At 73.4% G+C, this 25,117-nt stretch carries 14 protein-coding genes; 6 read left to right on the forward strand and 8 right to left on the reverse strand.

The window, feature by feature from the left end:
* Positions 1–16 precede the first annotated feature (16 nt).
* Both ACF1A1_RS12145 and ACF1A1_RS12150 read left to right on the forward strand, forming a co-directional pair.
* Entirely contained in the window at positions 17–1,396 is a 1,380-nt protein-coding gene (locus ACF1A1_RS12145) for a TrkH family potassium uptake protein (protein WP_391999174.1), read from the forward strand.
* The gene (locus ACF1A1_RS12150) at positions 1,389–2,105 is read left to right on the forward strand and encodes a potassium channel family protein (protein ID WP_391999176.1); all 717 of its coding nucleotides are present in this window, start codon (positions 1,389–1,391) and stop codon (positions 2,103–2,105) included. The genes ACF1A1_RS12145 and ACF1A1_RS12150 overlap by 8 nt, the downstream gene beginning before the upstream one ends.
* Positions 2,106–2,130: 25 nt before the next feature.
* On the opposite strand, the gene ACF1A1_RS12155 is transcribed toward ACF1A1_RS12150, so the two are convergent.
* Positions 2,131–3,192, reverse strand: coding sequence for a PucR family transcriptional regulator (locus ACF1A1_RS12155; protein ID WP_391999177.1), 1,062 nt, complete (start codon positions 3,190–3,192; stop codon positions 2,131–2,133).
* 409 nt (positions 3,193–3,601) lie between these two features.
* On the opposite strand from ACF1A1_RS12155, the gene ACF1A1_RS12160 reads away from it, so the two are divergent.
* The 3 genes from ACF1A1_RS12160 to ACF1A1_RS12170 all read left to right on the forward strand — a co-directional run bounded on the left by ACF1A1_RS12160 (position 3,602) and on the right by ACF1A1_RS12170 (position 8,199).
* Positions 3,602–4,849 (forward strand): cation:proton antiporter, encoded by a 1,248-nt coding sequence (locus ACF1A1_RS12160; protein WP_391999178.1) that lies wholly within the window; start codon positions 3,602–3,604, stop codon positions 4,847–4,849.
* Positions 4,850–4,929: 80 nt separating this feature from the next.
* Positions 4,930–6,228, forward strand: coding sequence for an SLC13 family permease (locus tag ACF1A1_RS12165; protein WP_391999179.1), 1,299 nt, complete (start codon positions 4,930–4,932; stop codon positions 6,226–6,228).
* Positions 6,229–6,246: 18 nt separating this feature from the next.
* Positions 6,247–8,199 (forward strand): potassium channel family protein, encoded by a 1,953-nt coding sequence (locus ACF1A1_RS12170; RefSeq protein ID WP_391999180.1) that lies wholly within the window; start codon positions 6,247–6,249, stop codon positions 8,197–8,199.
* Positions 8,200–8,283: 84 nt separating this feature from the next.
* Here ACF1A1_RS12170 and ACF1A1_RS12175 read toward each other — a convergent pair whose 3' ends face one another.
* From ACF1A1_RS12175 to ACF1A1_RS12195, 5 genes are all read right to left on the reverse strand, one after another.
* On the reverse strand, positions 8,284–13,224 hold the full coding sequence (locus ACF1A1_RS12175) for a DNA repair ATPase (protein ID WP_391999182.1): 4,941 nt from the start codon (positions 13,222–13,224) through the stop codon (positions 8,284–8,286).
* A gap of 77 nt (positions 13,225–13,301) precedes the next feature.
* Positions 13,302–15,335 (reverse strand): flotillin family protein, encoded by a 2,034-nt coding sequence (locus ACF1A1_RS12180; protein WP_391999183.1) that lies wholly within the window; start codon positions 15,333–15,335, stop codon positions 13,302–13,304.
* Positions 15,336–15,406: 71 nt separating this feature from the next.
* A complete protein-coding gene (locus tag ACF1A1_RS12185) occupies positions 15,407–15,904 on the reverse strand; it encodes a hypothetical protein (RefSeq protein WP_391999185.1) in 498 nt (165 codons plus the stop codon).
* A gap of 375 nt (positions 15,905–16,279) precedes the next feature.
* Positions 16,280–19,483, reverse strand: coding sequence for a family 78 glycoside hydrolase catalytic domain (locus tag ACF1A1_RS12190; RefSeq protein ID WP_391999186.1), 3,204 nt, complete (start codon positions 19,481–19,483; stop codon positions 16,280–16,282).
* A gap of 164 nt (positions 19,484–19,647) precedes the next feature.
* Entirely contained in the window at positions 19,648–20,718 is a 1,071-nt protein-coding gene (locus ACF1A1_RS12195) for an alcohol dehydrogenase catalytic domain-containing protein (protein WP_391999188.1), read from the reverse strand.
* 663 nt (positions 20,719–21,381) lie between these two features.
* On the opposite strand from ACF1A1_RS12195, the gene ACF1A1_RS12200 reads away from it, so the two are divergent.
* Positions 21,382–22,521 (forward strand): XdhC family protein, encoded by a 1,140-nt coding sequence (locus ACF1A1_RS12200; RefSeq protein WP_391999190.1) that lies wholly within the window; start codon positions 21,382–21,384, stop codon positions 22,519–22,521.
* A gap of 473 nt (positions 22,522–22,994) precedes the next feature.
* On the opposite strand, the gene ACF1A1_RS12205 is transcribed toward ACF1A1_RS12200, so the two are convergent.
* Both ACF1A1_RS12205 and rfbB read right to left on the reverse strand, forming a co-directional pair.
* Positions 22,995–23,495 carry a metallophosphoesterase family protein gene (locus ACF1A1_RS12205; RefSeq protein WP_391999192.1) on the reverse strand — a complete coding sequence of 167 codons (501 nt, stop codon included), beginning with the start codon at positions 23,493–23,495 and terminating at the stop codon, positions 22,995–22,997.
* Positions 23,496–23,933: 438 nt separating this feature from the next.
* Positions 23,934–24,899, reverse strand: coding sequence for a dTDP-glucose 4,6-dehydratase (gene rfbB, locus ACF1A1_RS12210; RefSeq protein WP_391999194.1), 966 nt, complete (start codon positions 24,897–24,899; stop codon positions 23,934–23,936).
* Positions 24,900–25,117 lie beyond the last annotated feature (218 nt).

Here is a 25,117-nt window from a genome sequence, read left to right on the forward strand (position 1 = left end):
CAGCGGGAAGTGGCAGATGTCGGGACTGGTGGCATGGGCGCGGACGCGGTCCTCGCTGCTGGTGGCGCATCCCGCCCGTGCCGTGGTCGTGGCGTTCGCCGTCGCGGTCCTGGCCGGGGCGGGACTGCTGTCGCTGCCCTTCGCCGCCGAGGACGGTTCCGCCACCGGCTTCGTGACCGCGCTGTTCACGTCCACCTCGGCGGTGTGCGTGACCGGTCTGGCCGTCGTCGACACGGGGAGCTACTGGAGCGGCTTCGGCGAGGGCGTGATCCTGGCGCTGATCCAGGTCGGCGGTTTCGGCATCATGACGATGGCGTCGCTGCTCGCGCTGCTGGTGTCGGGCCGGCTGCGGCTGCGGCTCCAACTGCACGCACAGGCGGAGACGAGGACGCTGGGCATCGGGGACGTGCGCCGGGTGCTGCTGGGCGTCGCCGGCACCACGCTCGTCGTCGAGTTCGTGGTCGGGGCCGTCCTGGCGCTGCGCTTCCGGTACGGGTACGGCGAGAACGCCGGCAGCGCCCTGTACCTCGGCTACTTCCATGCCGTGTCGGCGTTCAACAACGCCGGTTTCGGGCTGCACGCCGACAACCTCACCCGCTACGCCCAGGACGCCTGGGTCACCCTGCCGGTCGCGGCCGCCGTGATCCTGGGCGGCATCGGCTTCCCCGTCATGCTGGAACTCCTGCGCCACCGGCGCCGCCGTCGTACGACCGGACGCCACAACTGGACCCTGCACACCAGGCTCACGCTCATCACCACCGCCGTCCTGCTGACCGCCGGGACCGTGCTGACCTGCCTGCTGGAGTGGACCAACCCCGGCACCCTGGGCCCGCACACGGCGAGCGGGAAGATCCTCGACGGGTTCTTCCACTCCGCGATGTCGCGCACCGCCGGCTTCAACTCCCTCGACATCGGCGCGATGCACGCCTCGACGCTCCTGATGACGTGCGTCCTGATGTTCGTCGGCGGCGGCAGCGCGGGCACGGCGGGCGGCATCAAGGTGACCACGTTCGCGGTGCTGCTCGTCGCGATCATCGCCGAGGTGCGCGGCGAGCCCCACTCGACCGTGCTGGGCCGCCGTCTCGCCCCGCACACGCTGCGCCAGGCGCTGACCGTGGCGCTGCTCGGCGTCGGCCTGGTCATCGGCTCCACCCTCTTCCTGCTCACGCTCACCGACGAACCCCTGGAGGCGGTGCTGTTCGAGGTCGTCTCCGCCTTCGCCACGGTGGGCCTGTCCACCGGCATCACCGCCGACATCCCGACGGCCGGCGAACTGCTGCTGACCGGCCTGATGTTCGTCGGCCGCCTCGGCCCGATCACCCTCGTCTCGGCCCTCGCCCTGCGCGAGCGCACCCGCCGCTACGAACTGCCAGAGGAGCGACCCGTCATTGGTTAAGTTGCGCGCCCTGCGCCGCCGTCACCGCGAACGGCCGGCCGAGCCCGAAGCCCACGCCGGCGACCAGCGCGTCGCCGTCATCGGCCTCGGCCGCTTCGGCTTCTCCCTCGCCGGCGAGCTGATGCGGCGGGGCTGGGACGTCCTCGGCCTCGACACCGACGCCCGACTGGTGCAGAAGTACAGCGACGACCTCACGCATGCCGCCGTCGCCGACTGCACCGACCCGGAGGCGCTGCGCCAGCTCGGCGTCCACGAGTTCACCAGCGCCGTCGTCGCCATCGGCACCGACATCGAGGCCAGCATCCTGGTCAGCTCCAACCTGCTGGAGGCCGAGGTACCCAACATCTGGGCCAAGGCGATCAGCCGCCAGCACGGCCAGATCCTGGAGCGCCTCGGCGTCCACCACGTCGTCCTGCCCGAGCACGAGATGGGCGAACGCGTCGCCCACCTGGTCACCGGGCGGATGCTGGACTTCATCGAGTTCGACGACGACTACGCCCTGGTGAAGACCATCGCCCCCGGCGTCATCACCGGCATCCCGCTCGCCCGGAGCCAGGTGCGCAGCAGGTACGGCGTCACGGTCGTCGGCATCAAACGGCCCGGTGAGGACTTCACCTACGCCGCCGCGGAAACCGTCGTCCAGAAGGGCGACGTCATCGTCGTGACCGGCAGGACCCGGGCGGTGGAGACGTTCGCCGAGCTCGGCTGAGTCCGGGACTTCGGCCGTTCACCACTCACAACGGTTTCGCCGGCCAGTCCAGCAGCCGTGCCCCGATCACCGCGGTCTGCAGCGTGTAGCGGTGCACGGGGTCGGACGGGTCGGAGCCAGTGAGCTTGTGGATGCGTTCCAGGCGGTAGGTGAAGGCGCGCACGCTCAACGACAGCCGCCGGGCCGCCTCCGCTGCCACACAGCCCGAGTCGAAGTACGCGGTGAGGGTGTCGAGGAGCGGCTGGGCGCCGCCCCGGGCCTGGCGCAGCGGGCCGAGGGCGCTGATCACCAGGTCGGCCATGGCCTGCCGGTCGCGGGTGAGGACCGGGTAGACGAGGAGTTCCGCGGCGCGCAGCACGGGATCGTCGAGTTCGAGGCGGTCGGCCAGGTCGAGGGTGTTCAGCGCTTCCTCGTACGACTGGACGACACCGGCCGCACCGGACTGCTGGCGGCCGATCGCCACCTGCCCGCCCCCGGTGGCGGCGAACGCCTGCTTGGCGAAGTACGCGAGGACGTCGTCCTGGTCGCCCGGGGCGATGCACACGAGCCGGCCGTCCTTGGTGGTGAGCAGGATGCTGCGGTCGCCGAACCGGCCTATCAGCGCGCGCTCCACCTCCCGGGGCACGGGGTCCCCCTCGTCGTACGCGACGTCGCCGCGTGCCACGGCCACCGCGTGCTCGTACGCCAGCCGCAGTCCGTAGCGTTCGGCGCGCTGGGCCAGCAGGCCGAGGTCGCTGCGGCCGTAGAGCAGGTCGTCGATGAACTCCCGGCGGGCGGCCTCCTCCTGGCGTACGGCATGCCGCTGCGCGCGTTCGTAGCCCTCGGCGAACGCGTCGAGGGCCTGGGCGGCGGCGGCCAGGACGCTGTCCGCGGACGTGCCGCCGCCGGTGGGCCAGTGGGCTCGTGTGGCGTCCAGGTGGGCTCCGACCAGGGCACGCAGCCCGAGACCGGCCTCCGCGGCCCGCTCCCCGAGGACGCGGCGCGAGTCGAGTTCCTCCCGGGTCAGGCGGCGGCCGGTCGCGGAGGTGTCCGCGAGGATGCGCGCGTACCCCTCCAGGTACTCCTCGGACACGTCCCGCCCCGCCATGTGCGTCCCCCCGATGCGCTGTGCCGTCGACGCCTTTCTAACGCATGGGCCGGACTTCGGGTGGGGGCGGGGCGGGGCGGCGCCGCTGCCGGGCTCCGGCAGGTCACGGGGAGGCCGTCGGGCGCCGCCGGCGACCGGGCGCGGTCGGTCCCGCACCGGATGGCCTGTCCCGTGTTCCGCCGGACGGAGCCGGCGGCCGGGACGGGGCGGGAGCGGTCGCCGCTCTCCCTGGGGGGCGACCCGGGTCCGGGCGGCGAACTCTGCCGGGATCCGGCAGTGTCCTGCACGTCAGACTGCACGGCAGGCACCTGTCAGTGCCGTGAACAGACCGTGTAGGGTGCCCAGCGGTGTGCCGGGAAGCCTGGTCGGCGGTCTGCCAGAGGTCTCTTCGCCGATCGGGGTCCGGGTCATGGTGCTCGTCGTGGTTTTCGGGGTGGCGCTGCTCATCGCGGTGCTGTTGTCGGGCCTTGCCGCCCGGACCGTCCTGTCCACGTCCTTCCTCTTCCTGGTCGGCGGTGCGCTGGTCAGTGACGGGTTCCTGGGTCTGATCCACATCACGCCGGACAGCGAGATCGTGTCCGTGACGGCCGACCTGGCGCTGTTCGCGGTGCTGTTCACCGACGGCATGCACGTCTCCTTCCCGCAGCTGCGCGCCAACTGGCGCAACCCGGCCCGCGCCCTCGGGCTCGGCATGCCGCTGGCCTTCGTAGGCACGGCACTGATCACGCACTACCTCGTCGGCCTGGACTGGACGACGTCCTTCCTGGTCGGCGCCGTGCTCGCGCCGACCGACCCGGTGTTCGCCTCCGCGATCGTCGGCCGCAAGGAGGTCCCCTCGAAGCTGCGGCAGCTGCTGAACGTGGAGAGCGGCATCAACGACGGGCTCGCCCTGCCGGTCGTACTCATCCTGATCGCCGCGGCCGGCCCGACCTCCGGGCACGCCGAGGCCGGCCTGGGGACGATCGCGCTGGAGCTGGTCCTGGGGCTGGTCTTCGGGCTCGTCCTGCCCTTCGTGGTGATCGAGCTCGTCCGGTTCCGGCTGCTGGGCGCCGAGCCCAGGCTCCAGCCGCTGCTGCCGCTGGCGATCGGCGTGATCCTCTACGCGGCCTGTCACCTCACACACGCGAACCCCTACCTCGCCGCGTTCTCGGCGGGCGCCGTGCTCACCGCGCGCTCGCTGGAGGCGAAGGAGTCGTTCGAGCCGCTCGGCGAGGCGCTGGCGGAGCTGGCCAAGTTCGCGGCCCTGCTGGTGTTCGGCGCGCTGCTCACCCCGCGGCTCTTCGGTGACCTGTCCTTCGGCGGCTACGTCGCCGTGGTCCTGGCCATCGTGCTGATCCGGCCGGCCTCGCTGCTGCTCTCCCTGCTCGGGACGCGCTTCACCCGGCGGGAGAAGCTGGTCGCGGCCTGGTTCGGGCCGAAGGGCTTCGCGTCGGTGGTGTACGGGCTGCTGGTGTTGCAGGCCGGGATCCCGCAGGGTGAGGAGGCGTTCACGCTCATCGCCGTGTGCATCGCCTTCTCGATCATCGCCCACAGCTCCACGGACGTACCGATCGCCCGTCTCTTCCACGTCGACGACCTCGCCGGCGTGCCCGGCGGCGCGTCCGACGGCGACTCGGCGGGCGAGACTCCGGGGGTGGCCGACCGTGTCGGCCCCTGACTCCGCCGAGTCCCGCCCCTACAACGGTTGACGGGTGGCCTGAGCGCCGCCCGTCTGACGGAACGACTCATCGGAGGATCGTGAACGGCTGGGAGAGCTGGGCGGCCATCGTCGTCTTCGTGGCCACGTACGGACTGATCATCAGCGAGAAGATCCACCGCGTGGCGGCGGCGCTGGGCGGTGCCGCCCTGATGCTGGCGATCCGGGCGACGGACGACGAATCGGCGTTCTTCTCCGAACACAGCGGCGTCGACTGGAACGTCATCTTCCTGCTCATGGGCATGATGATGATCGTCGGCGTGCTGAAGAAGACCGGCATGTTCGAGTATCTGGCCATCTGGGCGGTGAAACGGGCACGGGCCAAGCCCTTCCGGGTGATGGTGATGCTCGTCGTCATCACCGCCTTCGCGTCCGCGCTGCTCGACAACGTCACCACGGTGCTGCTCATCGCGCCGGTGACCTTGCTGGTGTGCGAGCGCCTCGCGCTGCCCGTCGCGCCGTACCTCATCGCCGAGGTGCTGGCCTCCAACATCGGCGGCGCCGCGACCCTGGTCGGCGACCCGCCCAACATCATCATCGCCAGCCGGGCCGATCTCACCTTCAACGACTTCCTCGTCCACCTCGCGCCCCTGTCGGCGATCCTGATCGTGGTGCTGGTCGCGCTGTGCCGCTTCCTGTTCCGCAAGTCCTTCGTCTACGACGAGACGCGGGCCGTCGAGGTCATGGAGCTGGAGGAGCGCGAGGCCATCAAGGACCCCCGGATGCTCGTGCAGGGCCTGCTGGTGCTCGCCCTGGTCGTCGTCGGGTTCGTGCTCCACCCGGTGCTGCACTACGCGCCCAGCGTGGTCGCCCTGCTCGGCGCGGGCCTGCTCATCGCGATCTCCAAGGCGGAGACCGGCGAGATCCTCGACGAGGTGGAGTGGCCCACGCTCGCCTTCTTCGCCGGGCTGTTCATCATGATCGGCGGCCTGATCGAGACCGGCGTCATCGGCGAGATCTCCGCGTCCCTCGCCGACGCCATCGGGGACAACGAACTCGGCGGCTCGATGCTGCTGCTCGGCGCCTCGGCCGTGCTGTCCGGCATCGTCGACAACATCCCCTACGTCGCCACCATGGCCCCGATCACCGCCGACCTGGTGCAGAGCATGGGCGGCTCCGGCGACCACGTCATGTGGTGGGCCCTGGCCATCGGCGCGGACCTCGGCGGCAACGCCACCGCGATCGGCGCCAGCGCCAACGTGGTCGTCCTCGGCATCGCCGAGCGCAACCGCCAGCCCATCTCGTTCTGGCAGTTCACCAAGTACGGTCTGGTCGTCACGGCCGTCACCGTGGCACTGTCGGCCGGATACGTGTGGCTGCGCTACTTCGCCCTGGCCTGAGCGGGAGGTCACCGACGCATGGTCCTCTTCCCCCAGCCGGCGCGCGGCGGTCCGCGCACCGGGCACATGATCGTCTGCGGCGACGACGCCCTCGCCGAGCGGCTGGCGGCCGAGCTCACGGCGGTGTACCGGGAGCGGGTCACCCTCGTCGTACCGCCGTCCGCCCACCGGTCCGGCCCGGCCGGGCCGGCGCCGCGCGTCTCGGCGCTGCTCGGCCGGATCCAGGTCGCGATGAACCGTACGGACGGGGACCTCGCCGCGCCGCGGGTGATCGAGGCCGAGGCCCTCGACGAGGCCGCCCTCGCCGAGGCGGGCGCGCGGGAGGCCGCCGCCCTGGCCCTCGTCCACGACGACGACGCGACCAACATCCACGCCGCGCTGGCCGCCCGCCGCCTCAACCCCCGGCTGCGCCTGGTCATCCGCCTCTACAACCGCAAACTCGGCCAGCACCTGGAGGAACTCCTCGACCAGGCCGCCGTCCTCGCCGTCCCCGGGCTGGACCCGGAGGCCCTGGACACCTCCACGACCGTCCTGTCGGACGCGGACACCGCCGCCCCCGCCCTCGCGGCCACCGCGGTCGCCGGCACCAGCAAGGTCGTCCAGGCGGACGGGCTGCTGCTGCGCGCCGCCGAGCGCACCCCGCCGGGCCAGGGCGAGGCGGCGGACCACGGCCTGTGCACGCTCGCGCTGCTGTCGTCGACCACCAGCGATCCGGCCGGCGCGGAGGGGACGGACGCCAGTGGCCGGGAGGGACCCACGCTGCTGCCCGACGACGACACGGTGGCCGCCGCGACCGGGCGGGGCACGGTGGTCCTCGAAACCGTGGCGCACACCGGGCCCACTCCCCCGCCCGCCCGCCTGACCGGGCGAGGGCTGCCGCTCGGCCGGCTCTTCTCCCGCCGGGTGCGCTGGTCGCTGACCGGGCTCACGGCCTGTGTGCTGGGCCTGGCCGTCGCGGCCTGGCTGACCACCGGCGACCACCCGTTGCACGCCGCCTACCTCACCCTGCTCGACCTGTTCGCGATCGGCGACCCGGCCATCGGCGAGCCCACCGCCCGCCAGGTGCTCCAGCTCCTCGCCGGCCTGGCCGGGTTACTCCTGCTGCCGGTGCTGCTCGCGGCCGTCCTGGAGGCGCTGGGCACCTTCCGCACCGCGTCCGCGCTGCGCGGCCCGCCCCGGGGCCTGTCCGGCCACGTCGTCCTGCTCGGCCTCGGCAAGGTGGGCACGCGGGTCCTGGCCCGGCTGCGGGAACTCGGCATTCCCGTCGTGTGCGTGGAGGAGGACCCCGAAGCGCGCGGCGTCCCGCTCGCCCGCCGTCTGCGCGTGCCCACCGTCCTCGGCGACGTCACCCAGGAGGGCGTCCTGGAAGCCGCCCGCATCCACCGCGCGCACGCCCTGCTCGCCCTCACCAGCAACGACACCACCAACCTGGAAGCGGCCCTGTACGCCCGCTCCGTCGAGCCCGGCCTGCGGGTGGCGCTGCGCCTGTACGACGACGACTTCGCCACAGCCGTCTACCGCACCCTGCGCGCCGCCCATCCCCAGGCCCTCACCCGCAGCCGCAGTGTCTCCACCCTCGCGGCCCCCGCCTTCGCCGGCGCCATGATGGGCCGCCAGGTCCTCGGCGCCATCCCGGTCGAACGCCGGGTCCTGGTCTTCGCCGCCCTGAACGTCGCCGGGCACCCGCGGCTGGAGGGGCGCACCATCGCCGAGTCGTTCCGGCCCGGTGCCTGGCGCGTCCTCGCCCTGGACACCGCGGAACCGGACGAGCGCCTCCCCGACCTCGCCGCCACGCCGGAGCACGACGGCGCCGACCGCCCCGCCGGACTCGTATGGGACCTCCACCCCGGCTACGTCCTGCGGCCCCAGGACCGCGTGGTCCTCGCCGCGACCCGCCAGGGCCTGGCCGAGCTCCTCGGCCGGCAGCCGACGCCGAGGGCGCGGCGGCCGGACGTCCACGACAGGTGGTGACCGCCGGGACCGGCCCACGGCCGGCACCGGCGGGCCGCCGCGTCGGTCCCTGCCGCTCCGCGGCGCCACCGCCCGGGCCGGTGATCAGGACGCCGGCCCCGAAGGGCACCCGGAAGGACTCACCGCAGGTTCCTGCCTCCCGGCGGCGTGCCGGGCGTGCGGGCCGGCCGGCGGGTGAAGCGGGCCGACGGCGCGGTGGATCGCCGCCTCGACGGCGGCGATCCGGTCGGCGAGCAGGCCCAGCGCGGCGACGGCCCGCGTCAGCTGGTCGTCCTGCGGGCCGCCGAGCGCCCGGGCACGGACGTAGGCGGCCTTCACCGCGGTCCAGCGTGCCGCCTGTCCGGCGGTGAGCGTGCCGCGCAGCTCGGCCAGTTTCAGCAGGTTGGCCTCGGCGCCCGTGGTGAGGGTCTGGGCCTCGGCCCGGTAGTGGTCGTCGATCAGTGCCGCCACCTCCGCGTCGTTCATGACCGGCTGGACGCGCTGGGCGATCTTGTTCATGTTGCGGTAGGAGCCCTGGAGCCGGAAGGGCGGTTCCGTGCGGGCGGTGTCGGACTGGGCCGCGGAGGCGATGTACGCGGCGTTCACCGCGAGGACGGTCGCCCGCGCGGTCAGCAGGTGGCGCAGGACGGCGAGGGTCCGTTCCAGTTCGGCGGGGGCGTACGGGTGGGCGAGCCGGTTGGCGCGGGCGGTGGAGTCCCCCGAGGCCAGGCGGATCAGCAGGTCGAGGTCGGCCGGGTCGCGCCCGGCGAGCGGGGCCAGGACCGGGTTCGCCGTCAGGGCGTTCTCGACGAAGCTCAGTGCGAAGGCGTCCTCCTTGCCGCTGAGGACGTCACCGAGGTTCCACACGTCGGCGCGGTTGGCGAGCATGTCGGGGACGCGGAAGCGGCTGCCGGACTCGGTGTAGGGGTTGCCGGCCATGCAGACCGCGAAGCGCTTGCCGCGCAGGTCGTGGGTGAGCGGCTCGCCGTCCCGTACGCCGTCGACACGGCGGGTGGCGTCGCACAGCGGGATGAACTTCTGCAGCAGCTCGGGCGAGGTGTGCTGGATGTCGTCGAGGTACAGGAGGGTGTTGTTGCCCGCCGCCAGCGCGAAGTTGATCTTCTCGACCTCCTGGCGGGCGGTGGCGTTCGGGGCCTCCGCCGGGTCCAGTGAGGTCACGGCCTGCCCCAGCGCCGGGCCGCTGACCTTCACCAGCATCAGGCCGAGGCGGTCGGCGACGTACTCCATGAGCGTGGTCTTGCCGTAGCCGGGCGGGGAGAGGAGCAGCAGCAGGCCACCCGTGTCGGTGCGCCTGCCGTCGCCCGTGGTGCCGAGCTGCTTGGCGAGGCTGTCGCCGATGAGCGGCAGGCAGACCTCGTCGATGAGCCGGTTGCGGACGAAGGCGGGCATCACGCGCGGGCGGTACTCGTCCACGCGGAGACGGGCGCGCTCGGCGGCCACCAGGGCGCCCCGGCGGCGTTGGTAGGCGCGGTGGGCGGGGACGTCGTGGGCGCGGAAGGCTCGGGTGCGGGCGAGGAGTTCGTCGAGGCGGACCGTGAGCCGGCGGCCGGTGATGCGGGGGTGGCTGCCGAGGAGCCCCTCGACGGTCGCGGTCAGGGGTGCGTCGGACTCGTGGCGCGGCAGGTCCGGGCAGAGCTCCGCGGCCACCGCCTCGGCCAGGTCGCCGGGGGCGAGGTCCGTGCCGGTCGAGGACGCGTACGACGAGAGCCACGCCTGCACCAGCTGGCGGCGGGCGCTCGGCTGCCCGAGGGCGGCGAGGTCGTCGTCGTACGCCGAGGTGCCCACCGTACGGCGGAACGTGTCGAGCAGAGTGCGGGTGCCGGCGCTGATGACGAAGCCGTCGGGGCCGCCGGTCAGCTCCTCGAAGAGGTAGGTGGCGGCAGCCTGTGCGCCCTCCCCGCCGATCGCCTCCGCCAGCTCCCGGCACAGGTCGGCGATGGCGGGCGCCAGTCCGAACGTGTCTCGTGCGCGGGCCAGCGACAGCGCGCGCCGGGTCCAGCTCTCGCGGGCCTCGGCCGTCGTGCCGTGGGCCCAGAACAGCTGGGCGGCGGCGCGGGCGGCGGGCTCGTGGCGCAGGGAGCCGGCGCCGGCATGCAGACGGAGCAGCGCTTCGAGGATCAGGGTCGCGTCGTGGTCGTGGACGCCGCGTTCGTGGCCCTCGTCGTACGCCTCCTCCGCGGCCCGGCGTACGAGGGCCGGCAGGTCGGCCTCCGCCAGGGCCTCGGGGCCGTGCTCGTCCAGCAGCCGGGCCGCGAGGTGTTCGGCGCGGTAGACCTCGGGTGACTCGGACGGCAGGGGGCGGTCCCAGTACGGGCGGGTGGCGGCGAAGTCCGGGAAGTGGGCGTCCGTCACCGGGGCGCGGTAGTCGGTGCCGGTCAGCGCGACGGCGAGGCCGTCGCCGTGCGGGACGAGGGTGAGGTCGAGGGGCTGCGTGTTGACGGCGAAGCGGTGGGCGCCCAGGCGCAGGGTGCGGCCGTCGTCGGCGTACAGGTCGGTGCGGTCGCGCAGGGCGCGGGTGGCCTCCTGGCGGGCGGCCTCGAGCCGGCCGTCCAGTTCCTCCGCCCGGACCTGGTCGCCGAGTCCGCGCAGTTCGTCGGCGATGCGGCGGACCTTGGTGGGCATCGGGTCGGAGGTGAAGTACGTGGCGACGGCGTCCGCGTCGGCGAGCGTGGCGGCCCGGCGGGCGACCGTCCGCAGGACCCGGGCCGCCGAGTCGGCGAGGCGCTCGGCGCGGCGGGCGCGGGCGTCGGCGAGGGTCTGCCTGCGGGCCGCGAACGCCTCGTGGATCTCGTCGCGCTTGTCCGCGAGCGTGCCGAGGAAGTCGTCGAACTCGGCGAACCGGGACTCCAGGTTCTCCGACTGCGCCAACAGGCGGGCGAGTTGGTCGTCGCACGCCCGGGGGCTGTCGGCGGCGGCGAGCGCGCCGGTGACCGCCTGGCCGAACAGCGCGAGCTCCGCGGCGAACTCGGCCCTTCCCTCGTGGTCGAGCAGCTCGCGGCGGCGGGTGCCGAGCGTGGCGCGGGCGCGGTTGGCCGCGCCGAGCACCTCGGCGATCCGTTCCAGGACCGAGGTGCGGACGGTGGCGTCGCCGATGTCGAGCCCGGCGACGACCTCGGTCACCGTGCGCAGTCCGTCGGTGAGTTCGTCGAGGCTGGCGGCGACGGGCGCGGCCTCGGCGACGGTGGCGATCGCCTCGGCGTCCGCGAGGAGCCGTTCGACGTCCGCGTGGTGGCCGGCGAAGGCGTCCTCGCGGGCCAGGTGGGCGACGGCCCGCTGCCCGAAGGCCGCCAGGTCGGCCTCGGCCTCAAAGGCGAGTGCGTCGATGCGGGCGGTGTCCGCGTAGCGCAGATCCCTGAGCGTGAGCAGGTGGCCCTGGGCGTGGCGGAGTTGGTTCAGGCCGGTGACCCAGGCCGAGGCGCTGCGGGGGGCCTCGCCGCGCAGGCGCCGGACGACCGTGGCGAGGCGGGCGGCGGCCCCGGCGAGCGCGTCGGCGGCGTGCCGGGTCAGCGCCTGCACGGTCTCGAACTCGGCCAGCACCTGCTCGGCCGTGGTCCGCACCTGGTCGAGCGGGGTGTGCAGATCCCCGAGTTCGGGCTCGGCCAGCCAGTGGTGGGAGTCCGCCGCCCTAGCGCAGGCGGCGGCCAGCGCCGCGTACACCTCACGCGTCGGGGTCGTGCCGGCGACGGCACGGGTGACCGACAGGCAGTCGGAGATGCCTCGGACCAGGTCGGCGTTGCCGACGCGGGCCAGCGGTCCGGTGCCGACGGGCCGGCCGGCGGCGTGGGTGTCGGAGACGTACGGCGAGTTCCACAGCTGGAGGGGGTGCACGCGCTGCGGCTCGTCGCCGTCGGCACGCAGCACCATGAGGGTGCCGTCGTCGAAGAGGGCCCAGCCGTGGCAGGACAGCGGGGTCGCGACCTCCTTGCGGATCGTGTTGTAGGGCATCAGCAGGGTGCGGCCCGCCACGCGCGCGTGGAAGGCGAACAGCACGTCCTCGCCGTTCGGTGAGCGCACCTCCCGCTCGAACTCCAGGCCGTCCGTGTCGAGTTCGTACGTCTTGTGGGTGCCGGTGGCCAGGCAGTAGCCGCCGGGGAAGACGATGCCCTGGTCCTCGGGGAGGCGGCGGCAGGCCCGCCCGATGCCGTCGAGGCGTACGACGCTCCGGGTGAGCGTGTTGAAGACCAGGTAGCGGTGGGTGTCCTCCTTGTAGGGGCGGATCCGCAGCAGGATCAGGGCGCCCACGCGCGCGTGGGCGAGGTCGGCGTCGGCGAGCGACTGCAACGGCTCGTCGACCGGCTCCGAGTGGATTGCCTCGCCCGTCTCGGTGTCGTCCTCGGCCTTGACGGTGAGGGTGCCGCCGACCGCGGCGACGAAGACCTCGCCCTCGACGGACACGTGCGGGTGGCGGCCGAGGACGTGGTCCTCGCGGGTCGTCTCGCGCCAGTCGACGTCGTGGGAGGGCGGCAGGACGTGGTCGCGGTCGCCGCGTGCGTCAAGGAAGCGCGCCTGCCCGTCGTCGGACAGCGCCCAGCGCAGGACGCGGATGTCGTCGGCCTTCTCGCCGGTGCGGAAGACGGCCAGCAGCCTGCCGTCGACGCGACGCAGTTGCAGCAGGTGGGCCTGGCGGTAGTAGCGGTGGAGGGCGGTGAACTCCCGGACGAAGGCGGGGTCGTCGAGCAGGCCGGGAACGGCGTCGTCGGGCAGCCGCTCCAGGTCGCGGTCGTGCAGTGCGAACACGTCGGCCACGGTCGTCTCCGGCTTCACGTCGAGGAAGACGTTGTGGCCGAAGAGCAGCACGTCGCCGACGGCGACGATGTCGCGGGGCACGCAGGCGTGCCCGGTGCGCAGCCGCTGCGTGCGGGCCAGTTCGAGCCGGGTCGAGCCGAACTCCTCGGTGCGGCGGGCGTTGAGTGCCTCGGCCCGCCGGGCGAGCTCGGCGGCCTGCGCGGTGAGCCGGTCGCGCAGCACCTCGTAGGTGCCGGTGTCGACGGCGTCGTACGTGCCGGTGGCCAGGCCGGTGGTCATGCGGTTCCTCTCGGAAGTCGGAAGAAGGCGGTCCGGAGCTGCCGTCCCCTGTGCGGCAGCTCCGGACCGCCGGCCTGTCAGCGCCCGGCGCTGCCGTTCAGGGCGGCGAGCGGGGTGTCGGCGACGCCCAGCTCACCCGCCCTGTCCAGCAGTTGGCGCAGCGCGGTGGCGTCGGGTCCGCCCGTCTTCATCAGCTTCATCAGCAGCGCGGAGACGGTCAGGTTCTGTACGTCGGCCGTGGAGACCGAGCCGAGGATCCGGGTCAGGTCGCCGGTGAAGTCGGAGGTGCCGTCCAGCCAGGGCCGGGCCAGCGCCTGGGCGGTCTCGGAGTGCTGGACGAAGCCGTCGACGCTCTTGCCGAGCGCGATCGAGGACACCAGCCGGTCGAAGAAGACCGACTCGCCGCCGACGATGCTGATGTCGGCGTTCTCCAGCCCGGTGGCGAGCACCGTGGCCTGTGCCTCGGCGACCTGCCGCTGCACGTCCAGACCGGCCAGCCGGACGTCCTTCTCCGCCTCCAGCCGCAGCCGGTACTCCTCGTGCGTGCGGGACGCCTCGTCGAGCGCGGCCATCGCGGCGGCCTTCTCCGTCAGTCCGGCCGCCTCGGCCTTCAGCTTCTCGCCGATGGCCGTGGCCTCGGCGAGCGCCTTCGCCCGGGCGCCCTCCGCCTCGGCGCGCATCCGGGCCTCGGTGGCCTCGGCCTCCGCACGGCCGGCCTTCTCGATGACCTCGGCCTCCTTGTCGCGGACCTGGACGGCGGCCAGTCCCTCGGCGGCGGACTCGGCCTGGACACCCTCGGCGAGCCGCAGCTTGGCGCGGGCGTCGAGGTCGGCCGTCTTCAACCGGGCCTCGGCCAGGGTGAGTTCCTCGGCGGCGCGGTGCGTGGCGGCCTGCTCGGCGGCCTCCGCTGCCTTGATGTCCTTGACGAGCTTCTCCTGCGCCGCTGCCTCGGCGGCGATGACCACGGCCTGCCGCTGCCGCTCCGCCTCCTCCACCGCCCGCAGCTTCTTGATGGACTCCTCCTGCTCGGCGACCGTGCGGTCCACGGCGACGCGCTCGCGGACGACCTCGGCGATCTCCCGCTTCTCCGCCTCGACCTCCTTGGAGGCGGCGATCCGCGTCAGCTCGGTCTCCCGCTCCCGTGCGATGACCTCCAGCAGCCGGTCCTTCTCGATGCGCTCGTTCTCGATGGCGATGACCCGCTCGCGATTCTTGGCGGCGACGGCGACCTCGCGGGCCTGGTTCTCGCGCTGCACACCGAGCTGCTCCTCGGTCTTCAGGAACGCGCCCTGCGCCCGCAGTCGCTCCTCCTCGACCACCCGCGCCGTCTCGGCCTCCTCACGGGCCCGTACGGTCTCGATCTCCCGGCGCTGCTTGATCTCGGCGTCCGCCTGCCGGCGTTCCAGCTCCAGGATGGCCTCGCGGGCGTCGACGTTCTGCCGGGTGATCTCCTTCTCCTCCGTGCGCTGCGCCTCGTTGGTGCGCACGTGTTCCACGGCGGTCAGCTCGGTGATCTTGCGGATGCCCTGGGCGTCGAGGACGTTGGCCGGGTCGAGCTGGGTCAGCGGCGTCTGCTCCAGGTAGTCGATCGCCGCGTCCTCGAGGTGGTAGCCGTTGAGGTCGACGCCGATGACCTCGATGATCCGGTACCGCAGCTCCTCGCGCTTGGTGTACAGGTCGGTGAAGTCCAGCTGCTTGCCGACGGTCTTCAGCGCCTCGGAGAACTTCGCGTGGAACAGCTCCTGGAGCGTGTCCCGGTCGCTGGCCCGTGCGGTGCCGACGGCCTGGGCGACCTTGATGACGTCCTCGACGGTCTTGCTGACCTTCACGAAGAACGAGATCCGGATGTCCGCGCGGATGTTGTCCCGGCAGATCAGCCCGTCCCGGCCGGCCCGGGTGATCTCGATGGTCTTCACCGAGATGTCCATCACCTCGGCCTTGTGCAGCACCGGCAGCACGATCTGACCGGTGAAGGTCACGTCGACCTTGCGCAGTTTGGAGACGATCAGCGCCTTGCCCTGCTCCACCTTGCGGAACAGCCGTGGGACGACGAGCAGGGAGAGCAGACAGACGGCGACGAGCACGCCGACGCCCAGGGTGATGGCATTCATGGCATACGTCCTTGAGGCGTGAGAAGAGTGAGGCGTGAGCAGGAGAGGGCGGGGCCCGGCGGCGGCGCGGCTCAGGCGGCGCGGTCCCACAGGGGAAGCGGACGGTCGTCCGGCGCTCCCTCGGAGGCGTCCCGGCACCCGTCACCCGCGCCGTGCGGCGCGGTGCCGTCGTCCCCGTGGACCTCGCCGGGCCGGGAGGGCCCGGGTTCATCGGGGAAGAGACGGTGCAGCGGCCGGACGAGCAGGCGGGTCAGCCGCCAGGCGACGAGCAGCGCCCCGAGCGGCGCGAGCAGACGCGGCAGCCCGGTGGCCGGCCCCGGCGGCGCGGAGGCGGCCGACAGGACCGTCGCCCCGACACTCAGGGACCAGGCCAAGGTGGTCAGCAAGGAAAAGGCGACCGTCACGGGTACGCCGCCCATGCCCCACGACCGGAGGTCGACGTCCGTGTCGAAGCCGTCCGCGGCGGCGACGCCCAGGGCGACGAGGAGCCAGAAGCACACGACCACGACGAGGGCCGCGGTGAGCAGGATCGTGGGCATTCCGGTCGCGGCCGGCAGGAACGTCCGCATGTCCCGCCCTCCTTCCGCTGTCCGCCCGTGGTGCGCATCCCTCATGTGGGGTGGTGCCCGGGATCGCCGCGGTTCCCGGTGCGGGCACCTGCCGGTGTCCGGCACCGGAACCGTCCGCGGTGCTCCCCGTACGTCATGGTGGACGCCGGGGGTGCTTTGGCGCATTGCCGGTTTCCGGCAGTGTTCTGGACGGTCTGCATGCCGGTGGGCACCAGGAAACCGTCGACGGGGCGTCAGGAACCGGGGGCACCGCGGCGGAAGGGAGGATTCCCGGGCGGTGTCCGGACGGCCGCGTCCGGCCCCCTGACGGCAGGAACCGCCCGCGGGCGCCGTTCGTCGGCGCGCTGCGGGCGGTTCCGGTGACCGTGCGGGGGCTCAGGAGGTCGTGCGGATGACCTCCGTCGTGCCCGAGCCGACCGGTCCGATGCGCAGCACCGTTCCCGTGAGGTCGGTGAACGGCTTGACGTCCACCCGGCCGCGGGCGCCCGGTGCGGTGGCCGTGACGCGGTACTCCGAGGGGTCGGCGTCCCCGATCTCCACCTCCAGTACGGCACGGGAGTTCGGCGGCACGGTCACCCGGGCCGAGTGAGCGGTGCCGGAGCGGTCCACCGAGACCGAGACCGGGCCGCGTACCGAGGGCACGGTGCCGTTCACCCGGGTGAGGCCGCCGGTCCGCGGCCGGATCAGGAACTCCTCGGCGCCCGCGGCCGTGATCTGCACGCCCAGCACGTGCCGGGAGACGGCGTTGGCCGGTGCGGACGCCCAGGCGTGCGAGAAGGTCGTGTTGGGCTTCAGCGCGGGGTCCCAGGCCTCGGTGACGATGGTGGCCTTCAGGTCGTCCAGCATGTGCAGCCAGGAGTTGGTGGCCCTGGAGGTGAGCAGCGCCAGCGCCGCGTCGGAGCGGCCGAGCCGGAAGAGCGCGTCCAGCAGGAACTGCGACCCGTAGACGCTCACCTTCATCCCGCCGGCGGCCAGCGTGTCGCCGAGCCTGGACAGGACGGACTGCTCCAGCGTGTCGGCGACGCCGAGCGCGACGGGGAAGGCGGTGGCGTGCTGGGCGCTGTGCGTGGTGCCGACGCCGTCGCGGAACTTCCCCGCCGCGCTGTCCAGCAGGGTGTCCCGCATCGCCGCGGCGAGGGTGTCGGCCCGCTCGCGCAGCCGGTCCGCGTCCCCGTCCCTGCCGAGAGCGCGGGCGCACTTGGCGAGGGCGTCGAAGGCCGCGTACTGGAAGGCGTTGACGACGGTGTTGACCGTGGTGAAGACGTAGCCGTCCCGGCTGGCGGCGGGCCAGTCGACCAGGTCGCCGAGGTCCTGGCTGGTGTTGCCGGGGGCCTTGCGGACCAGGCCCTGGGAGTCCAGGTGGGCGGTGAGGTTCTTGGCCGTCAGCAGGTCGTAGTCCTTGGCGAGCTGGCGGTCGTCACCGGTGGCGAGGTAGTCCTCCCAGGCGGACATCGCGCACATCAGCCGGTACTCGGTGGGCCAGGTGCCCTGGCGTGCCAGGTAGTCGTTGGACCACCGGGCGAGCGCGTAGGAGCGCTGTACGCCGTACTCGGAGAGCTGGTTGATCAGCGCGTCGCCCTCGTAGGGGCCCCGCTCGCGGGTCGGGGTGTCGGTGTAGAGGTCGCCGCGGGTGGCCTCGATGGAGTAGCGGCACAGGTCCCAGACCCGGTCGAGACCGGCGTCGGAGCTGCCGAAGGAGCTGTGGGAGTCGTCCCAGTCCAGCTTCCAGGCCCGGCCGGCGATCACGACGCCGTCGGCGGACAGGTCCAGGGAGGTGCGCAGCTCCGCCCAGCGGAAGCCGCGGTAGCCCCAGTGCTCGAAGCGCTGGACGCCGTCGCGCAGCGTCCACACCTCGCGGTAGGTGTTGGTGGCGCGCAGCTGGTGGCGGACGGTGCCGTCGGAGTTCAGCTCCTCGCCGAGGCGCACCTCGACGGTGTCCCCCGCGGTGCCGGTGATCTTCAGGGCCAGTCCGCCGACGATCTCGCGGCCGAGGTCCACCAGCCAGCGGCCGTCGGCCGTCTTCGTCACCGAGGCGGGCCGCACGTCGTGCAGCCGCACCGGCTCGATCAGCGCCGGCACCAGCCCGTCGATGGCCTGCCGGGACGCCGGGGCGTACCAGTCGCCGTCGTCGAAGCCGGGCTCGGTCCAGCCGACCGGCTCGTAGCGCAGGTCCCAGTACTCCTGCGGCACGGTGTAGTAGCTGCTGCCCGCGCTGCCCCTGGCGGGCAGCATCCCGGCCTGGCGGCGCGCCTTCCAGCCGCTGCCGGAACCGACCGTCCGGCGGGTGCCGTCGGCGTAGGTGATCTCCAGCTGGGCCAGGAACTTCTGGAACGAGGTGGTGTGGCAGAGCGCGGCCAGGGCGTTGGCCTCGCCGCGGCGCAGGGTGGAGGTGATGTCGAACGCCTGGTACGCCACCCCGGCGCCGGAGCGCACCGAGGCGAAGCCGACCACGTCGCCGTTGCTCCACACCTTGGCCACGTACTGACGGGCGGGCGTGGGGGAGGTGGCGGCGACGTAGAGCACGGCGGCGGCGACCTCCTTGTCGGCCAGGTCGTACTCGTGGCGCAGCAGGGCCCAGGTGTCGTCGGCGCCGTAGGACGACAGCGAGGTGGCGCCGGTCGGGAAGGTGAGCGTGCCGCCGGAGACGGTGCCGGCGGAGAAGGTGCCCTTGTCGGAGGCGAAGTCGTCCACCAGCAGCACGGTGCCGTCGGCCGCGGTGTAGCTGACCTCGTCGTACACCTGGGACTCGGTCAGGCCGTTGCGCAGACCGACGTTGCCGGAGGTGTACCGGCCGTGGGTGGTGGTGTCGACGACCGTCCCGTTGACGGTGGTGACGAAGGTCGGGCCGGTCATGGTGATCGAGAGGTCGATCCATGCGCCGGTGGCGACGGGGAAGGGCAGGGTGGTCTCGCCCAGGACGGTGTAGGTGCCGTTGACGCAGACGTGCTTGCGCAGCACGCCGGCCGTGCTGCCCGCACGGAGCTGCCACATGTAGTTGTTGGCGGTGTTCGTGGCCCGGAACCACAGACCCGCGGCCACCGTGGTGATCTTCAGCCGGACGGCGAAGGTGCCGTCGGTCATGGTGGGGCCGGCCGGCGCCCAGATCGGCTCGGCCTCCCACTCGTCGTCGACCGACGTGGCCAGCAGGGCGGGCTCCGACCAGCCCGAGCGCTGCTCCCCCCAGCTGCTGACCCGCCACCAGTAGGCCGTACGGGGCTTCAGCGCGGGCCCGCCGTAGGGCACGGCGACGGAGTCGGCGGAGAGCTGCTTGCCGGAGTCCCAGACGAGTTGGTCCGTCTCGAAGCCGCCCGGGGTGGCGGCCAGCTGAAGCTGGTACGCCCGCTGGACGGTGCCGGCACCGAAGTCGGGAACCATCCAGCTGAACCGGGGCCGCTGCCCGGCGCTCGTACCGAGCGACCGGGGCAGCAGGTCGGCGAGCATCCCGGTGGGCCTGGGCGGCTGCCCGGCTGCTCCGGGGGCCTGGCCGGCCGCGAGGGCCCGGGGGCCGGTCAGCATGACGGAGGCGGTCGCGGCGCCACCGAGCTGCAGGAGTCTTCGACGCGAGATGTCCCAGGACACGGTGCACCACCGGGTTCGTGAAAGGTTTCAAAGGGATTGCCCGGAGGTTAGGGTTCCGCTCGGTTGTCGGTCAATACCTCGACACCATCACTGTTGAGTTGAAGTGAAACGATTTAATCGCGGGGGTCTCGGTCACCGGCGTCGCGCCGGGGCGGTCGCTGCCGTCACGCCGCCCGGACGGCGACGACGTCGTGCTGCTCTCCGCCGAGCACCACCTTGAGCGCGCCGGTGACGGCCGAGCGGGAGAAGACGTCGTAGGCCTCCTCCATGCGCTCGAGCGGGAAGACGTGCGTCACCAGGGACGAGGTGGGCAGGCGCCCGGCGGCGGCCATCCGCAGCAGGGTGGGGGTGGAGTAGGTGTCGACCAGTCCGGTCGTGATGGTCACGTTCTTGATCCACAGGTCCTCGAGGTGCAGGGTCACGGGCCTGCCGTGCACACCGACGTTGGCGACGTGCCCGCCGGGCCGCACCATGCGCGTGCACAGCTCGAAGGTCTCCGGTACGCCGACCGCCTCGATGACCACGTCGGCGCCGAGCCCGTCGGTGAGGTCGGCGACGAGTTGCTCGGGCTCCTCCCGGGCGTCGACCACGGCGTCGGCGCCGAGCCCCCTGGCGGCGTCCAGCCGGGCGGCGGCGAGGTCCACGGCGACGACGCGTCCCGGCGCGTACAGCTGGGCCGTGGCGATGGCGGCCAGGCCGACGGGTCCCGCGCCGACGACGGCGACCGTGTCTCCCGGGTGCACGTGCCCGTTGAGCACGCCCACCTCGTAGCCGGTCGGGAAGATGTCGGCCAGCAGGACGGCGTCCTTGCCGTCCAGGACGCTGGGCAGGGCGTGCAGCGACAGGTCGGCGAAGGGCACGCGCACGTACTCGGCCTGCGTGCCGTCGATCAGATGGCCGAGGATCCAGCCTCCGCCGCCCCGGCACTGGCCGTATGCCTTCTCCCAGCAGTAGCGGCAGCGGCCGCAGGCGCTGATGCAGGAGACCAGGACCCGGTCCCCCGGCCGCACGGCGTGCACGTCGCCGCCGACCTCGACGATCTCGCCGACCGCCTCGTGCCCCAGCACCGTGCCGGGGCGCACCTCGGGCACGTCGCCCTTGAGGATGTGCAGGTCGGTCCCGCAGATGCTGACGGCGTCGACGCGGACGATCGCGTCGGCGGCGTCCTTGATCACCGGGTCCGGAACCTCCTCCCAAGCGGACTGTCCGGGGCCGTGGAAGACGTAGCCCTTCATGACGATCCTCACCGCCCTCGCTCGTGCCGGGGTCTGCGGGCTCCCCCGAAGGGACGTCCGGGCGCCGGTGTGCTGGCAGGGCACCGTCCCGGGGCCGGACCGCCCATGGATCCAGCATGTGGCAAGTCGTGGGCGACCGCCTGGTCCGGCCGGCACTCCGTGGCCGGCCCTCGCGCCGCACACCGGTCCGGCGAAGAATTCCTGGGACGGCCCGTGTCCGGGCCACCCCGCGCCCGTGTCCGGGTTCACGTCCGTGTCCGGCCCACCCCGCGCCCCACCCCGCGCCCGTGTCCGGGCCCATGTCCGTGTCCGGCCCTTCCCTGCCCGTGTCCGGGCCCGCCTCGCGTCCGCCCCGTGTCCGGCCCTGGCGTTACTGACCGTGTCCGGCCCTCGCGTCCCTGCCCGTGTCCGGCCCTCGCGTCCCTGCCCGTGTCCGGCCCTCGCGTCCCTGCCCGTGTCCGGCCCTCGCGTCCCTGCCCGTGTCCGGCCCTCGCGTTCGACCGGCCGGCACCGTCGTGATGGGGCCGGCCGCCACGGGAGCCGCACCGCGCAGTGGCTCGGAGCCGGCCCGGCCGGTCCGGAGGACACGCCCTGCCCGGCGCGGGGTACCCGGCTGCTCGCGGCGCGGCGGCGAGGCCGGCGGCGGACGGGAAGGAGCGGGACGTGCGGGACATTCTCCCGGTGCTGGACGGGTGGTACGCGGCCGGTGTGCCGTTCGGACTCGCCACCGTGGTCGCCGTCAGCCGCAGCGCGCCGCGCGATCCGGGAGCGGCCATGGCGGTGGGCCCGGACGACCGGGTCGTGGGCAGTGTGTCCGGGGGCTGTGTGGAAGGCGCGGTGTTCGAGCTGGCGCGGGAGGCGGTGGCGAGCGGCGAGGCCCGGCTGGAGACCTTCGGCTACGGCGACGAGGACGCGTTCGCGGTCGGTCTCACCTGCGGCGGCGAGATCACCCTGCTGGTGCGGCCGGTGACGCCCGCCCTCGATCCGTCGTTCGGCGCGGTCGCGCGGTCGGTGGCGGCGGGTGAGCCGGTGACCGTGGCGACGGTGACGGACGGGCCCGCCCCGCGCGGCGCCACGCTCGCCGTCTGGCCGGAGCGCACATGCGGCACGCTGGGCGCCGTCGGCCTGGACGCGGCGGTCACCGCGGACGCGCGCGGCGAACTCGCCCTGGGCGCCACGGGCGTACGGCACTACGGGCCGCGCGGCGAGCGGCGGGAGGACGCCGTCGCGGTGTTCCTGCACTCCTTCGCGCCGCCGCCGCGGATGCTGGTGTTCGGGGCGATCGACTATGCGGCGGCCGTGGCCGGGATCGGGGACTTCCTCGGCTACCGGGTCACCGTCTGCGACGCGCGGCCCGTGTTCGCCACGGCCAGGCGTTTCCCACCGGGCGTCGAGGTGGTCGTGGAGTGGCCGCACCGCTATCTGCGCGACACGGACACCGACGGGCGCACGGTGATCTGCGTGCTGACCCACGACCCGAAGTTCGACGTACCGCTGCTGGAGGTGGCGCTGCGCCGGCCGGCCGCGTACATCGGGGCGATGGGCAGCCGCCGCACCCACGAGGACCGCCGGCGGCGGCTGGTCGAGGCGGGGCTGACGGAAGGTGAACTGTCCCGGCTGCGCTCACCGGTGGGGCTCGACCTGGGGGCCCGCACGCCGGAGGAGGTGGCGGTGTCCGTGGCCGCCGAGATCGTCGCGCTGCGCTGGGGCGGCACCGGGGCCCCGCTCACGGCCACGGCGGGGGCGATCCACCGCCCGCGGTGCGCCCGGACGTCGGCTTCGCCGGATCGTGGTGGTCGGTGAGGCGGGGTCAGGCGGCGGAGTCGCGGGCCCCGGGGCGGTGGGGGCGGGGGCGGGTCCGCCGGTGGCGTTACAGGCCCGGCGGCCGGTGGCGGTGAGGCCGGGTCCGCCGGTGACCTCGCAGGCCGGACGCCAGTGAGAAACCGCGTCCGCCACGACGCCAGCGAGACCGCGTTCGCCAGTGACCCCGCAAGCCCGACGCCGGCGAGACCACGTCCACCACTGATCCCGCAAGCCCGACGCCGGCGAGACCGGGTCAGCAGGTGACCTCGCAAGCCAGGCCGCGGTGCGGAGGCCGGCAAGGTCGACGGCGGTGCTCGCCGGGTCGGTCAGGGCCTCAGGGCGCGCCGTCTCCCCCTGCGGCCGGCGGGACAACGACCACAGGGAAGGGCATCCCTCGCCGGGGCGCGCCGGGGCCACCGGTTGGGGACCGGCAGCGGCAGAGAGCGGCGCCGGGTGCGGCAGCCGGCGGGAGTTCAGCGCGGCGGGAGGCGGTGCAGGACGACGTCCGTGAGGCGTCCGTCGGCCACCGCGGCCGTCAGGTAGGTGCAGTGGGGCTGACGGCGGCGGTCGGTGGGGGAACCGGGGTTGAGCAGGCGCGGTCCGCCGGGGGCGGTGGTGTCCCAGGGGATGTGGCTGTGGCCGAACACGAGGACGTCCAGGTCGGGGAAGCGGGCGGCGCAGCGGGCCTCGCGGCCCTGGGCGGGCCCGGTCTCGTGGACGACGCCGAAGCGCACTCCGCCGAGCTCGGCGTACGCGACCTCGGGGAGCCGGGCGCGCAGCTCGGGGCCGTCGTTGTTGCCGTACACGGCGAGCAGCCGGCGACTGCGGCTCTCCAGCAGGTCGAGGGTGGCCGTGTCGACCCAGTCCCCGGCGTGGATCACGACGTCGGCGTGCGGAAGTTCGTCGAGCAGCGGGGCGGGGAGGGCCTTGGCGCGCTTGGGGAGATGGGTGTCGGACATGATCAGAAGGCGCACGCCCCCAGCCTACGGCGGCTACCGCGCGTCTTCACTGCGCGATCACCGGCCCGCGCGGGGGCGGGATGGGGGCGACCGGGGGGCGGTGACGGTTGCGCCGTGAGGCAGGCGCCGCAAGGCAGGCTGCAGACGCCGTAGCGCGCAGCCGGGCGCCGTCGCGGCGCAGTCGGGACCGTGACAGCGCGTGCGGGGCCATGGCGGCACAGCCGGACACCGTCACGGCCGGCCGAGCCCGGTCACGGCACAGCCAGTCACCGTCACCGTCACAGCGGAACCCGGTCACGCGCAGCCAGCCAGTCATCGTCCCGGCACAGCCGAAGCCGCGACGGCGTCCGCGCGGATTGCCGTCGCTGTTGGTTCACCGGGCGCGGTGGCACGGGGCGGCCAGGCGACCCGTCCGCTCCCCCTGTAACCAGCCGGATCACCGCAGCCCCAGCCTCACCGCAGCCCCGCGCCCCGCTTCAGGGGCTCCCACCACTCGCGGTGGTCCCGGTACCAGGCGACGGTCTCCGCGAGGCCGGACGTGAAGTCGTGGCGGGGCCGGTAGCCGAGTTCGGTGCGGGCCTTGCTCCAGTCGACGCAGTAGCGCAGGTCGTGGCCCTTGCGGTCCTCGACGTACTCGACGCGGTCCCAGCCGGCCCCGCAGGCCGCCAGGAGCAGACCGGTCAGCTCCCGGTTGCTCAGCTCCGTACCGCCGCCGAGGTTGTAGACCTCGCCGGGGCGGCCCTTGGTGCGGACCAGGTCGACGCCGAGGCAGTGGTCCTCGACGTGCAGCCAGTCGCGGACGTTGCGGCCGTCGCCGTAGAGGGGGACCTTCCGGCCGTCGAGGAGGTTCGTCACGAACAGCGGGACGATCTTCTCGGGGAACTGGTGCGGGCCGTAGTTGTTGGAGCAGCGCGTGACGCGGACGTCGAGGCCGTGCGTGCGGTGGTAGGAGAGGGCGATCAGGTCGGAGGACGCCTTGGACGCGGCGTAGGGCGAGGTGGGCCGCAGCGGGCGGTCCTCGGGCCAGGCGCCGGTCTCGGTCGAGCCGTAGACCTCGTCGGTGGAGACGTGCACGAACGGGCCGACGCGGTGGCGCAGGGCCGCGTCCAGCAAAGTCTGGGTGCCGAGGACGTTGGTGCGGACGAATGCGGCCGCGCCCTGGATGGAGCGGTCGACGTGGGACTCGGCGGCGAAGTGCACCACCTGGTCGGCGCCGGACATCAGCTTGTCGACGAGGGCGGCGTCGCAGATGTCGCCCTGCACGAACTCCAGGCGGGGATGGCCGAGCGGCAGGTTGGTGAGGGTGCCGGCGTAGGTCAGCTTGTCCAGGACGGTGATGTCCGCGGCACCGTCGGCCAGCAGACCGCGGACATAGCTGGAGCCGATGAAACCGGCCGCTCCGGTGACAAGGAGGTTCATGGGGGATCTCTACCTTGCCGTGGGCGCCGGTGACGAACCGGGGGCGCCGGGGCGTCCTCGACGTGCCGGCCCGGCAGGGAGCCCCGGAGCGGCCCATCCCGTCGTCGAAGAGGGAGTCACGCGGTGCGAGGGGACCTCACTGCCTGTCCTCCGGACCGACGACCTGCCGGGGTCACGCTTGGGGACCCGGCCCCGGTCGACTCCGGACCCGGCCCCGG

The organism is Streptomyces sp. NPDC014995 (assembly GCF_043080745.1).
Lineage (GTDB): Bacteria > Actinomycetota > Actinomycetes > Streptomycetales > Streptomycetaceae > Streptomyces.